The sequence below is a fragment of the Paenibacillus koleovorans NBRC 103111 genome (assembly GCF_004000845.1).
GTDB lineage: Bacteria > Bacillota > Bacilli > Paenibacillales > NBRC-103111 > Paenibacillus_AA > Paenibacillus_AA koleovorans.
Map to the genome: position 1 here is coordinate 15,960 of NZ_BIMA01000096.1, position 12,328 is coordinate 28,287.

Below are 12,328 nucleotides of genomic sequence, written 5' to 3' on the forward strand. Positions count from 1 at the left end.
GTTCCCGTTCCGGAATCGACATGGTATAGTATAACCAGAATGATAATAGCAAAGGGTGAGTCCATGCTAAGCCCAGCTCAAGTGAAACCGTTTATCCTTCATCCCGACCCTCTCATTTGCAACGCTGCGCTTCGATATTTTGACAAGAGCTTTTTGCAGGATTCCGAACTAATGCCGCTTTTGCTCCAGCAGATGCAGTCGAGAACGTCTTTGGAGAAGCTTTCACTCCTGTACGCGATGTCCTTTCGCCAAACTTCCGACACCCTGGAGGTTCTGTTTGACTATTTGCACAATCCTGCTATTTCTATCAACACCAATTACCATCTGCAAATGTTGATCTATAATAGCGACCTGTCGATTCTCGAACCATTCCGTCCGAAATTCAACCTGTTGTTCGAACCGTTCCAGCAAACGATCGAGTTCCGGCAGCACCTGGTAACCGCGAGCACATCGGACCTGTGGGACGCCCTCCAGGAGATATGCCGCAAAGCGCAAGGCAAGTATGTGAACGAAATGCCTTACTCCCAAGGACTCTTGATCACGATGGAGCTGGGCAAACGACAGGACCTGGATCCAGATGCCGTGATGGGGATCTTGAATCGCAGGAGCGGCGGGTACGAGCTGGCCTACGTAACCTTGCTGGCCGGAGAGAGGAAACTGGAGGAAGCGATACCGCCTCTGATCGAATTTCTCGGAGAAGAAGGCGACCTGCTCTCGGGGAATGCGGTAAAGGCGCTCGTTCGCATCGGGTCCGTCAAGGCGGTTGAGGAAATTGCAATCCGCTTTCCGCAGGCTGACTGGCTATTCCGCTTCTTCGCGTGCGAGGTTCTGGCCCACTTGAAGTTTTCCGAGTCGGAGTCCGCTCTGATGGCCTTTTTACCTGCTGAAGTCAATCCCACCATCTCCACTCGTTTGGCGGACGGGCTGTGCAGCTTATTATCCGCGGATGGCATCCCCCTGATCCAACGGCAAATTGAACAAGGGTATGATCGGAAGCATCTAAGTCTGGAAGAAGCTCTTATTATCAACTGTACGATGAATCAGATCGATCTGCCGGAGCTGGATTCTTATAGGCACGACATAGAAGTTAAGGAGCAGCGCTTGATCGCTCGGCAGCAAGAAGTGGAAAATTGGGCAAAGGCCAGCGAAGCGCAGGGGGCGTCTACAGCCGGCTCCACGGGGGGGAAACTAGGCCGAAACGAGCCTTGTAGCTGCGGCAGCGGGAAGAAGTACAAGAAGTGTTGCGGGGCTTGATGAAGCTATGATACCCACGATAAAAGAGAGTTTCCTGTCAGGGAACTCTTTTTCTTTTGGCTGGAATTCCCTAAAAATTTTCTAATATTTGTGCATTTTTCAGCGTTTGTTCAGTTTTTAATGATAGAATAGTTCCTATGCACTAAATTACATAGCAGTCAGATTCATAGTAAACGCAAGAAGTTACTAGACAGCCAAGAGGAGAGAAGAACATGTCAATTTTGCTACGCCACTCGTCGAGAAGAGCGATCGCGGTACTAATGAGCTTTGTTTGGGGACTCGCTATACTACTGCCTACAGGCAGCGGGACCGCATATGCCGGCGGACTCTATACTCCGATTACGCCCGTTGAGTCGGGTTACACCGGAGATCTGACCTGGAAGGATTATTCGCCGCCTGTTACACCGGGGACAGTTACGGCCGGTGTGTATGCTCCATTGTTCATAGACATCGATAATGACAACAATATATTTGCCACGATGTATCAGGGATTTCAAACTTCTGTTAATCCAACCGATACACCTACTTATATTGGCAAAGTGGTGAAGATATCTAACAACGGGCAGACGGAGACGGATATTACTTACGACGGCGACTTCCATTATCCGGTCGGCATTGCGGTAGATAACGCCGGCAACGTATATGTAGCCGATAACCCTAGCAGCACTCTTTCCCCGGAAAACACAACGAATCCATCTAGCACAATAAAAAAGCTGCCTGTCGGGACACAGTCGTGGATAACCCTTGCCGTTAGCGATCCGCTAAAGTTTGTTTATGGAGTTGCGGTAGATCGTCAAGGAACCGTATACGCGGTTGAAAATAACAGATATGGCATCAACCCTAGTACCGTGCCGGCACCTCCGACACCTCCACCGGCGCGGATTTTACAGCTACCGAGCGGATCGAGCACTTGGACACCTGTTCCAGGTTCATCTGCAATCTCTTATCCAATTGACATTGTTGTCGATGGCGAAGGAAATTTGTTTGTCAGCGACATGCCTACTTATACTCCACCTGCTACGGGATATGGTAAGATTCATAAACTTCCCGTCGGTGGAAGCGTGTGGGAGGATGTCTCGCCAAAGGATGAATCAGGCACACCGATCCCGTTCATTGCTTATGGGCTTGGTGTCGATAAATTCGACAACGTGCTCGCCATTAATATGAACGTTGAAATAGTCTCCATCGGAGGTCCCATTATTTACGGAAGTGCAATGAAATTGGGCTATAACGGCGGATCGCAAGATTGGACGAAAGCTAGAGTTATCCCGACTACTTCTATACCCGTCTTCAGTCTTGATATCGCAGCGGACAGCTCCGGTTATATTTTTGGCACAAGTGTTACGACCGCCAATATAGTCAGACTGATGGCGTCTATCGGATATAGCAGCAATGACCCAATGGCTGGTCTCCCGCCAGTAGATAATACCGGATACTTGCCGGGAGTAACCGCTACCGTGTATGGGAATGTAACGAGTATGACGAAACCCGGGTATACATTCTCCGGCTGGAGCACAGACCCTGCTGCAACATCAGCCTCTTACGTAGCAGGCGACACGATTACCATGAATCAAAGCGTGATGCTTTACGCAGTATGGACCCCTATTCCTTCGTTCACGGTAACTTATCAGACGCAAACGGGCGGAACGCTTAGCGGATCGGGTACCGAAACGGTTTACAGCGGGAATTCCCCTATTGCAGTCCCGACCGTAACCACGGATCCAGGCTATACATTCTTGGGCTGGAGCAGTGATGGGGGCACAACCCTGCTGACGAGAGATGAACTCGCAGCTGCTATAATTACGGGCAACGTGACCTATACGGCACGTATCCAGGCACCTGTAACTGTATCAAGCATCGTGTTGGACGACGACACTTACTCGCTGCAACCCAGCCAAACCCATCAAACGGTTGTTACAGCGATCTATTCTGACGAAAGCACCTCCGTCCTTTCCACTGGCGTCACATTTTCTTCAAGCGATCAAAACGTCGCCACAGTGAACAGTGAAGGTCTAGTGACAGCAGTCGCAGATGGTCAGACCGTAATTACAGCGGAATATGGAAGCCATCAAGCCCATGCAACCGTGTCGGTTTCCTCGATCATCTTGGCATCTCTTACTTTGGACAGCACAAGCTACTCGCTTGAAATCGGCGGAACGCACCAGACGGTAGTAACCGCTGTGTATTCTGACGAAAGCACGTTGCCTCTTACCTCAGGCGTGACGTATACCTCGAGCGATACAACTGTCGCTTCGGTGAGCGCTGAAGGACTGGTGACAGCGGCTGGAGCGGGTCAGGCCGAAATAACCATTGAGCACGGCGGCCTTCAAGCCCGCGTAGACGTCACTGTTCATGCAGCGGCGTCTAACGATCCAGTCATCACAACACCTGTGAATCCAATCAAAGAAGTGGAAGTGTATGTAGACGGAGTTAAGCAAGATACACTGGCAACCTTGAAGGAAGATACCGTGGGTGGCCAGAAAGTATCCACCATCGTCGTAGATAGTCAGAAGGTTATCGAAAAGATGGAAAAAGACAGCAACAAGACGCTCACTCTTCCACTCAGCGGAGACAGCCAGGTTGTAGTCGGTCAATTGACCGGCGCTTTGGTGAAGTCGCTCGAATCGAATGACGCGGTGATCGAGATCGTGACGGATCGCGGCACATACAAGCTGCCGGCTTCCCAGATCAACATCGACAGCATCTCCGCTCAAGTCGGAGCGAACGTCAAGCTGGAAGACATCGTGATCGAAATCCGGATTTCGGTTACAACGGAGGAGAACGCATCCAAGGTCGAGGCGGATGCGAAGGCGAATAACTACGAGCTCATCGGCAAGCCGGTTGACTTCGAAGTAACGGCATCGTATGGACAGACTTCCATTGACGCCAACCAGTTCAATAGCTATGTAGAACGGACCATCAGCCTCCCGGACGACATCGATCCGAGCAGCATCACTACCGGGGTTGTGCTGACCGCCAAGGGAGAGCTGTTCCATGTACCGACCCTTGTCACCGAAAAAAACGGTAAAAAGGTTGCCACCATTAACAGCTTGACCAACAGCACTTACTCCGTCATTCATAACCCTCGCGAGATGGATGATGTGAAGACGCACTGGGCACGCGCCGATGTGAACGACATGAACTCGCGTCTTGTCATTCAAGGCGTAACCGCGACGGAATTCCGTCCGGACGCCGCCATTACAAGAGCGGAATTTGCGGCAATCGTAACACGCGGTCTTGGGGTCCAAGGCGCTGCTTACGCCGGTTCCTTCTCCGACGTCTCGGCAACCGAATGGTACGCCGAAGCGGTGCAAGCGGCAGTGAACTACAAGCTGTTCGACGGGTATGAAGACGGCAGGTTCCGTCCGAACCAGAACATCAGCCGTCAAGAAGCTACTGCGGTTCTGACTCGCGCTGCAAGCATCGCGAAGCTGAAAACCGAGCTGCCGGCTGCCGAAGTCACTCGCTTGTTGTCCCCATTCACGGACGGCAGCCAAGTGGCCGGCTGGGCCCAAGCTAACGTAGCCGCCGCCATCAGCCTGAACCTGATGAACGGCCGGGGCGATACGCTGGACGTAGCCGCTAACCTGACCCGCGCCGAAACGGCCGCTCTCGTACGCCGCCTCCTGCAAGCAGCCAATTTGATCAACAAGTAAGATAAACGGAGAAAGAAGGCCCTTGCCGCCGACAGCAAGGGCCTTCTTTTTGTTAGCCCCGGTCAGCCCTGCTCGGATGAAATGAGCTCCTTGGTCGCATCTTGGGTACGTGCCTCATTTTCCGGATCGATAAGAGCGCAGCTTCGTCCAACACCAAAATCGGCGCCTGCTTCAGGAACGTCCGCACGATACTGATCCGTTGCCGCTGACTGCCTCTCAGCTTGCTCCCTCCCGTCGTTCACAAGCCAGCCCTTTAAACAACTCAACCGCCGTCTCGATGATGTCATCCCGGAAATCATACTCAAAAGTGTGGATCTGCGGATAGGCTTCCCCATTCCCAATGTAGCACATAGCGCCTTTCGTCAGCTTCAAGTAGTGCCCGAAATCCTCCGACGCGCGGAAAGCTTGCTTCATCTCGATCAGCGGCAGCCCCTTCTCCCGGCAGACACGACGGATTTTGTCCGAGCTTTCCTTGGTGTTAACCGTCTCCGGGAAAACATCGTTGTATGCGAAGCTGACCTTCAAGCCGTATCTCTCTGCTAGAGTCTGAGCCAGCTCTTCCAGGCGGGCTTGCAGCTGATCCAACTCCGTCTCGTACAAAGCACGGATCGTCAGCAGCAGCTCCCCCGTGCTCGCCGACAAGCCGAATGCTCTCTGCCCGATATCCACTTGCACCACTGTACAAAGCACCAGCCCCTTGTTGCGCGCCTGCGAGGTCAGGTCGGGAATGGCATCGATCAGCTTGGCGATGGCAAATGCGGGATTCGCCCCATCCTCCGGCTGGCTGGCATGAGCGGGAGCCCCTACCATCCGAATCGTCATGCCCTTGGAGGCGCTGTGGGCGGTCCCATCAATGACATTCACCGAGCCCAACGCCATGCCGCTCATGTTGTGGAAAGCGAAGATTTCCTCGATGCGGTGATCCTCGATCATAACCGCACACTGCTTGGCGCCGTCCCCCGTTTCTTCCGCATGCTGAAAGAGAAAGAAAATATTGTGCTCCGCCCCCATCCGGTCGATCTCCAATGCAAATCCGGCAAGGCTCGCCGCGTGACCGTCATGCCCGCATTTATGCGACACTCCGGGGATGCGGGAAGCATGGGGAATGTCGATCGTTTCCGGCATGGGAAGCGCGTCGAAATCCGCCCGAAACGCTATGTTCGCCCTGCCTTTGCCGGCATGATAGATCGCATAAAACCACGCGCCTTGGTCTATAATCTCCAGCTTGGTGTGCAGCTTCAGAAAATCGATCAAATGCCGCTTCGTCCAAACCTCCAGATTCGCCAGCTCCGGGTGCTGATGCAGCTCGTGACGCAATTGTTTGGCCAGTTGGAGGTGTTTAGGATCCATCTGCGCCCTTTCGAACCCCATACCACAACTCCACCATGCCGTTTTTATAAGCCGACACATCCTTCAACTCCAGCCCCCGCTCCTGCCCGATCCGGTCCAGAAACCGCGTTCCGTCACCCAGCAGAATCGGCAAAATCGAGAGTCGGATATCGTCCGCAAGATCCAGCCGAATGAAGTCCAGGGCAAGCGAAGCCCCGCCAACAAGCCAAACCTTCCGATAGCTCGGCTTCAAATGCTCATTCACCAGTTGGGTCAGATCACCCGAGTAAAAAGAGAGGCTATCCCGATCCGCCGACAGCTCGCGATGCGTCAACACAACCGTAGGCACGTCCCCATAGGGCCATCCTAGCTCCAGTGCCTGCTCATACGTCCTCGCACCGACAACAAAGCAATCGATCGATTTGAGAAACGCAACCGGATCCTCAGCCTCTGTGCCTTTCTCGTAGTTGCTAGCGGCTTCATACCACGACACGTTGCCATCTTGGCTAGCGATGTAGCCGTCCAGGCTTGAAACCATATGGATCGTCAAGTTGAAGCTGTCCTTGGTCATTTTGGCGCCACCTTCGTGAAATTGTGAATGCGTTATTTCAGCCGACTCGCAGTTGTCCGACTGAAAAGCCCAAAACCCGCAGTATCGCTTCATCGCTCCGCGGCCCCGGAATGATACCCCTGCAGCATATCGCAGGCGGATGTCCAGCAGCATCGGCTTATGCTCGCCCGTTTCTGCGCCCTCCGCAACCGCCTCCTTCGTTCAACTTGCCGGCAGACCGCAGGCCGCTGCAATCCATAGACAAGCTGGAGAGAGAAGCCAATCGCTTTGCCGTGGGGCTGTTGATTGAGGACAAGCTGCTACATGAGGGGATGACGATCTACGAGGCTGCACAGGCTAGCGGGGTCCCGCAAGAGGTAGCCCATTTGAAAAGCAAACTTGGAATGTTTCATGCCTCAAGACTACTTTGTCGAACGTAACTATTGCCCGTTCTATATCAGGTTTCCTCTTCGTCCTCCTCATCATAGATGTCGCCATATTGATCGGGTGCTTTTCCTTTGGATTCCAGAAGAGCAGGGAGCTTCGTTCCGCTCAAATTCGCATCTTCCAAATATTGAACAACAAATCTCCATTCATCACCATAGTCGAATAACAGCAGCATCTTCTGCTTGGGGACAAGAAACACTTTACTAACTTTAGCTCTCTTTACCCCTGGGAACTCCACCTTCTCCCCCATGTCAGCGAATAGCTCGTACCCTTGTTCGGATCGAGTCCAATTTTTCAGATTGTCATAAAACCCGAATGCATGATCCATATCAAAATCAAACGCAGACAACGCGGTTGCCGCAAGATCGTATAAACTCGAATTGTCTTGAACCGCGATTTTGCGGTAGGGCTTTCCACGAACGGCTCCGTTCCAATCCGTCAAAGTGATCTTAAAAATTTTTGCCATCTCTGTTTCCCTCCTGCCATTTCCTAATTTCCGAATTATATGGTAAATAATCCAAGAAATGATACCAACAACCAAAATCATCTTATTTTAGCTCGAGCCGTACTTTAGGCTGAAATGAAAATGAATAGGAGCCATTTTGAACAGACACCATTTTGTTCGTTTGTACTTCTATTTTATCAGAAACCAGAAAGAAGAAAAAAATAAGTCGGGATCGCCACATTGATCAGCAGCCCGTCCAAACCATCCGTAAAATTAATTAGCGTTGGCGGAGCCAACCACAAATAGGAGCATAATCGCTATGTATATATACACAGGCAGGTGCAGTTGATACCCGTTAAACAACGTAATGTCACTGGTGAGCGAGAACGAACGGAACAAGGTAATGAGCAAGACCGCAGTAAAGGCAAATTGAAGCACAAGCTTCATTCGTCCCGAAATCCCGGACGGATCTTGCCATACTGCCTTTTTGAGATCATCCATAAAGCCGATCGAGCTGAACAAGAGGAACGTTGTACATAAAAAAACCATCAGCGGAATGGGATGAAATTGTATGAAAGCGACCACCCCGATTAGCAAGATCAGACCAGCCATCAATGGTGTTCCCCGCTTGGCTTGATGGTCGGGCGGCAACTCCGTTCGAATCGGTTGGGTTAGATTAAGCACACGCAGTCACCAAATAAGAAGTGGCGTCAAAAACGCTCCTTCTCTTTCAAAGAAAGACCATCGACGAACCTTCGTCATTGATGAATCCCTCGCTTCACTGCAGCATCGAACGGCAATACTCACATTCCTTGCTTTCCCCGGAATAGAGCTGACCAGGGGCTCCGCAATTCGGACATTCAACCTGCTTCGGTTGCGGCCGAGCGGAGGAGGTAGGCTTGGTTTCGTAGCTCGGGGCAAGCTCTCTCTCAGCCCGTGCGTTATTGTAGGGATGATGTACAATCACCATATCTGCCTTCACGTCCACCGAAGCGTTCGGCAACAAGCCGAGGTAAGCCATCCGTTCGAGCTCATTAGCTACAACCTGTTTCCGCGATAATTGCATCTTGAAAGCGATATTAGCGATCGAAGTGATCCCTTGCTCATATATGAGGGCTAGATATTGCTCATAACGTGCCTTCATCTGGCTTTTCACTTTGTTCGACTTCCTCAGCAAACGAACTCCCAGAAAGAGGAACAAGCCGCTTACAATCATTAGGGGAAAAGGGGAGGATTCCGCAGAATCTGCAGAGAAACTACTCAACAGACTTAAACCTCCGAACACGATTAAGCATTTTCCGTACAACCGATGGTCGATGATCCGCAAGTGCGTGTGGTACTTATGTTTCGAATATCTAATAAATATAAGTAGAAAACCGATCGGAAAAAAGAAGATCAAGAACAACACGATCACTACGTTGTGAATGTACGGCTTTTCTCTAGAACTCACAGTTCGGAACCCCCTTACTTCAAATGCAGCAGTTGCTCGTTACGCTTCTTGAGATCGCTGCGAATGCGACTAATGAGCAGGCGTGGCGTAGCATCGCTCTCCAGCCGCTCAGGATTCTTATTCAGCCCGTCAACCCAGCGCTGCAGCTCTTCGGCCTGCCACAGCATATTTTCCTCTTGATACGCGAGTGAAGCGTGGCTTACCGGATCGCTATATTTCGCTTGCTCCTCCAACTCCGCCATCAACCGTCTAAGCTCAACGTACTGTTCTTGCTCCAGGTCTTCCAGATCGCTGCGAATCGCCATCAACTTCGACTGAAGAAGCCGGAACAATTGCTGGCTCTCCTTCGTGTCAAGCTCATTTTCCTTCATGCTTCTGCCAATCATCCGGGTAATAATAACGCCGATCGCCGCAACTGCTGCTGTGATGAGATGAATGTACGTGTAGCTGGATAGAGGCGTCTTGCCAATCAGCCAGAATAGCACGATCTCCCCAAGCACAGCCGTCGCATACAAGGCGACAATGGTTCCGGTCACTATGTAAGTCCAAAAGCTCCGATACGCCTGCCTGCCATCGCTTAGCCAGAACAAAACAAACCTATACATAGCCAGTACTGCACCCGAGGCTGCGGCAAGCGAAATCCACCAGTGTCCCCGTCCTTCCCCCGTTTCGTTAAACATAAGGAAAAGACTTAACACTATGAAGAAGACAAGGGCAAATATCACGGTTACCATACGATTATACGTGAAACGCTTCATGCTCCCCCCCCTAACTCACGCGTTGACCGCACTCCAGACAAAATTTTTGACCGGGACGCACGATCGTCTGGCATCCTGTGCATTGCAGCGTCGTGCCGGTTCCGCACTCTGGACAAAACTTGACGCTCTCGTCCACGAGAGTCCCGCATTTTCGGCACGGGGTACCGAGCGAAAAGCCGCATTTCGGGCAAGAGCCGGCATGCTCCGGAATATCCGCTTGGCAAGATGGACAGGCGTGATAAGGATCGCCGCAATGCGGGCAAAACTTCGATCCGTGCGCAAAAGGTTTCTGGCAGTTATGGCACGACACGCTTGCCGCACGACCGACTTGCTCAGACCGGCGGACATCAAACGCAAGGCCGCAGCTTTGACAAAACCGCGCCTCGGCACTGTTCGGCGTACGACAACCGGAGCAGATGCGTTTCGAGCCGGTCGCATCCAACTGATTCGTGAGCTGTGACAGCTGCCCCCCAATCGGGGCACCGATCCCGTACCCCATCGCCAATCCGATACCGGATTCCATGATGCCGGAGCCGGTTCCCTGATTCTTGGCTGCCCCCTCCAACGTATCGAACGTTCTGGCCTGCTGGTAAGTGTAGCCTAGAATGTCCATCTCCGCCCGCTTGGCAAGCGCGTCTTTCAGCCGCTGTGTCGCAGCGTCGCCTTCCGGTACATTAATGGACAATACGCTGAAATCGAGCAGCCGAATACCGTACTCCAAGAGGAGTGGCGACAGGGTGTCTTCCATATGTTTCGAAATATCGCCGACATACGCATTAATATCGAGAATGCTTATTTTCTGATGCACCAAGTAGCTGGAAATCCATTTATTGATGTTCATCAACAGCACGCCGCCAAAATAATGGCCAAGCGTCGATTGATCGAACACCGGAACTGTGCCGATCAGCTTAACTAGAAACTGCCGTGAATTTTCAATTCTCACATTGAACCGGCCAAAAGCTCGAACCGAAATCGGCAGCTGAAACTTCGGATCCATCATCTGAATCGGGGTTGGCGTTCCCCATTTTATATCCAGCGTACGTGCCTTATTAATAAACCACACTTCAGCCGAGAACGGCGATTTCCCTCCGAACGGTAGATTAACCAACGAAGCGAGGAGCGGAATATTGGATGTCGCCAATGTATGACGCCCAGCTCCGAATAGATCAAGCGCCTCGCCGCCCTTGAACAGCAAAGCTTCCTGCGACTGATTCACAATAAGCTGCGTCCAGTTCGTAAGCTCCCCCTCCGGATGCTTCCAAGCCAGCACTTCCGGCGCTCCATCATATTTCACCAAATCAATAATCGCCATGCCGACCGCCCCTTCCCATTACGCTTAACGACAAACACACATATCATAACAATACTACGAAATGCTTACAGATTCGACTCATTTTTTGGTGAAATCTTTCAAATCAGCAGGAATTTCGACCTATTCAAGCCCTGAATCGCTGAACTGAGGTTAGACAGGAGCTACTTATCCTTCGGCTGCGATTTACATTCAAAGCCTTGTTACTGGTTCGAAAAAGAACAAAAAGACACCTAGCACGGTGTCTTTTTAATAGGTTGGGTGGAGCATGAACACCACCCTTTCTAACATTTATTCATTCCTTAATAGGCTTACATTCCGAGTCTAAATTCCAAATCAGCGATGGATTCATGATAAGATTCACAATCCCCTTTTGGCAGGCTATGTAGAATGGCTAGGAAACAAAATGGATACCGAGCCGAAAAGCATCCTCGTTGAGAAATTCAACAAGTTACGAAGTTTGGCCTTGCCGCAACAATCACACGGCCGGTTGGCCGAAACGGCAGCTTGGCTTCAACTCGGTCTCGAATCGGCTTTAGAGTACGCCATTAGCATTCAAGCCATCGATGAACGCGCCAAACAGCAGTGGATAGAAGCCGGATGGAATTGCTTTATGAGTTTGTCCGGAATACAGAGTGAGCTTGTTTCGGATGTCAAGCCGGTCCGCCGCTTTCTTTCTGTCGTGCAGGAACTTCTCGCCAATCAATCCATCTATACCAAAGCCATAAACAAGGGAGAGTATGGCGAAGTCCAGCATCACGGCGAACTTGTAGGGTGGCATGACTCAGAGCATTATTATTTTCTTCATGACACGGTTTACAGAGTCGTCTATCAGTTTCTACAGGGTCAGGGCGAGCATTTTCCCGTTTCGGCCAAGATACTGTGGAAGCAAATGGATGCAGAAGGTGTTATTCTTAGCGGAGAGGAGCTCGAGAAAGGCCAAATCAGAAAAAGACATGTCATCAAAAAGACAATTGAGGGGAACCGAATCGGAGTCATTGCTGTTCGGTCTTTTTTTGTTCAGCCGAGTGCCTCTAATGAAATTTCCAATCACAGCGTTCGGAATAGAACGCACTCTCTAACACCTGCCGAGAATTTGTTCGCCCCGAAACCGGGGTCTGCCCCCCCCC

Annotated in this window: 10 protein-coding genes; 3 read left to right on the forward strand and 7 right to left on the reverse strand. The window is 51.3% G+C overall.

The window, feature by feature from the left end:
- Window positions 1-171: 171 nt before the first annotated feature.
- On the forward strand, window positions 172-1,254 hold the full coding sequence (locus PKO02S_RS24360) for a HEAT repeat domain-containing protein (RefSeq protein ID WP_164821657.1): 1,083 nt from the start codon (window positions 172-174) through the stop codon (window positions 1,252-1,254).
- Window positions 1,255-1,466: 212 nt separating this feature from the next.
- Entirely contained in the window at window positions 1,467-4,910 is a 3,444-nt protein-coding gene (locus tag PKO02S_RS24365; protein WP_127587068.1) for an S-layer homology domain-containing protein, read from the forward strand.
- Between the two features lie 216 nt (window positions 4,911-5,126).
- On the opposite strand, the gene PKO02S_RS24375 is transcribed toward PKO02S_RS24365, so the two are convergent.
- The 7 genes from PKO02S_RS24375 to PKO02S_RS24410 all read right to left on the reverse strand — a co-directional run bounded on the left by PKO02S_RS24375 (window position 5,127) and on the right by PKO02S_RS24410 (window position 11,201).
- Window positions 5,127-6,281, reverse strand: coding sequence for a M20 metallopeptidase family protein (locus tag PKO02S_RS24375; protein ID WP_246067312.1), 1,155 nt, complete (start codon window positions 6,279-6,281; stop codon window positions 5,127-5,129).
- The gene (locus tag PKO02S_RS24380) at window positions 6,250-6,810 is read right to left on the reverse strand and encodes a dihydrofolate reductase family protein (RefSeq protein WP_218033953.1); all 561 of its coding nucleotides are present in this window, start codon (window positions 6,808-6,810) and stop codon (window positions 6,250-6,252) included. Before PKO02S_RS24380 ends, PKO02S_RS24375 begins: the two co-directional genes overlap by 32 nt.
- A 436-nt stretch (window positions 6,811-7,246) precedes the next feature.
- A complete protein-coding gene (locus PKO02S_RS24390) occupies window positions 7,247-7,702 on the reverse strand; it encodes an IS1096 element passenger TnpR family protein (RefSeq protein WP_164821658.1) in 456 nt (151 codons plus the stop codon).
- Window positions 7,703-7,954: 252 nt separating this feature from the next.
- Entirely contained in the window at window positions 7,955-8,293 is a 339-nt protein-coding gene (locus tag PKO02S_RS33450; RefSeq protein ID WP_246067314.1) for an MraY family glycosyltransferase, read from the reverse strand.
- 166 nt (window positions 8,294-8,459) lie between these two features.
- Window positions 8,460-8,837 (reverse strand): hypothetical protein, encoded by a 378-nt coding sequence (locus PKO02S_RS24400; protein ID WP_127587072.1) that lies wholly within the window; start codon window positions 8,835-8,837, stop codon window positions 8,460-8,462.
- Between the two features lie 308 nt (window positions 8,838-9,145).
- Window positions 9,146-9,736 carry a hypothetical protein gene (locus PKO02S_RS24405; RefSeq protein ID WP_127587074.1) on the reverse strand — a complete coding sequence of 197 codons (591 nt, stop codon included), beginning with the start codon at window positions 9,734-9,736 and terminating at the stop codon, window positions 9,146-9,148.
- 163 nt (window positions 9,737-9,899) lie between these two features.
- Window positions 9,900-11,201, reverse strand: coding sequence for an SPFH domain-containing protein (locus PKO02S_RS24410; protein WP_127587076.1), 1,302 nt, complete (start codon window positions 11,199-11,201; stop codon window positions 9,900-9,902).
- A gap of 403 nt (window positions 11,202-11,604) precedes the next feature.
- Here PKO02S_RS24410 and PKO02S_RS24415 point away from each other — a divergent pair.
- The coding region (locus tag PKO02S_RS24415; protein WP_164821659.1) for a hypothetical protein at window positions 11,605-12,328 on the forward strand (724 nt) is incomplete at its 3' end.

Bases quoted from the DNA above. Each gene is read 5' to 3' on its own strand.
- PKO02S_RS24390 (WP_164821658.1), bottom strand. From the start codon at position 7,702: ATGGCAAAAATTTTTAAGATCACTTTGACGGATTGGAACGGAGCCGTT.
- PKO02S_RS24360 (WP_164821657.1), top strand. From the start codon at position 172: ATGCCGCTTTTGCTCCAGCAGATGCAGTCGAGAACGTCTTTGGAGAAG.
- PKO02S_RS24375 (WP_246067312.1), bottom strand. From the start codon at position 6,281: ATGGGGTTCGAAAGGGCGCAGATGGATCCTAAACACCTCCAACTGGCC.
- PKO02S_RS24365 (WP_127587068.1), top strand. From the start codon at position 1,467: ATGTCAATTTTGCTACGCCACTCGTCGAGAAGAGCGATCGCGGTACTA.
- PKO02S_RS24405 (WP_127587074.1), bottom strand. From the start codon at position 9,736: ATGTATAGGTTTGTTTTGTTCTGGCTAAGCGATGGCAGGCAGGCGTAT.
- PKO02S_RS24410 (WP_127587076.1), bottom strand. From the start codon at position 11,201: ATGGCGATTATTGATTTGGTGAAATATGATGGAGCGCCGGAAGTGCTG.
- PKO02S_RS24380 (WP_218033953.1), bottom strand. From the start codon at position 6,810: ATGACCAAGGACAGCTTCAACTTGACGATCCATATGGTTTCAAGCCTG.
- PKO02S_RS33450 (WP_246067314.1), bottom strand. From the start codon at position 8,293: ATGGCTGGTCTGATCTTGCTAATCGGGGTGGTCGCTTTCATACAATTT.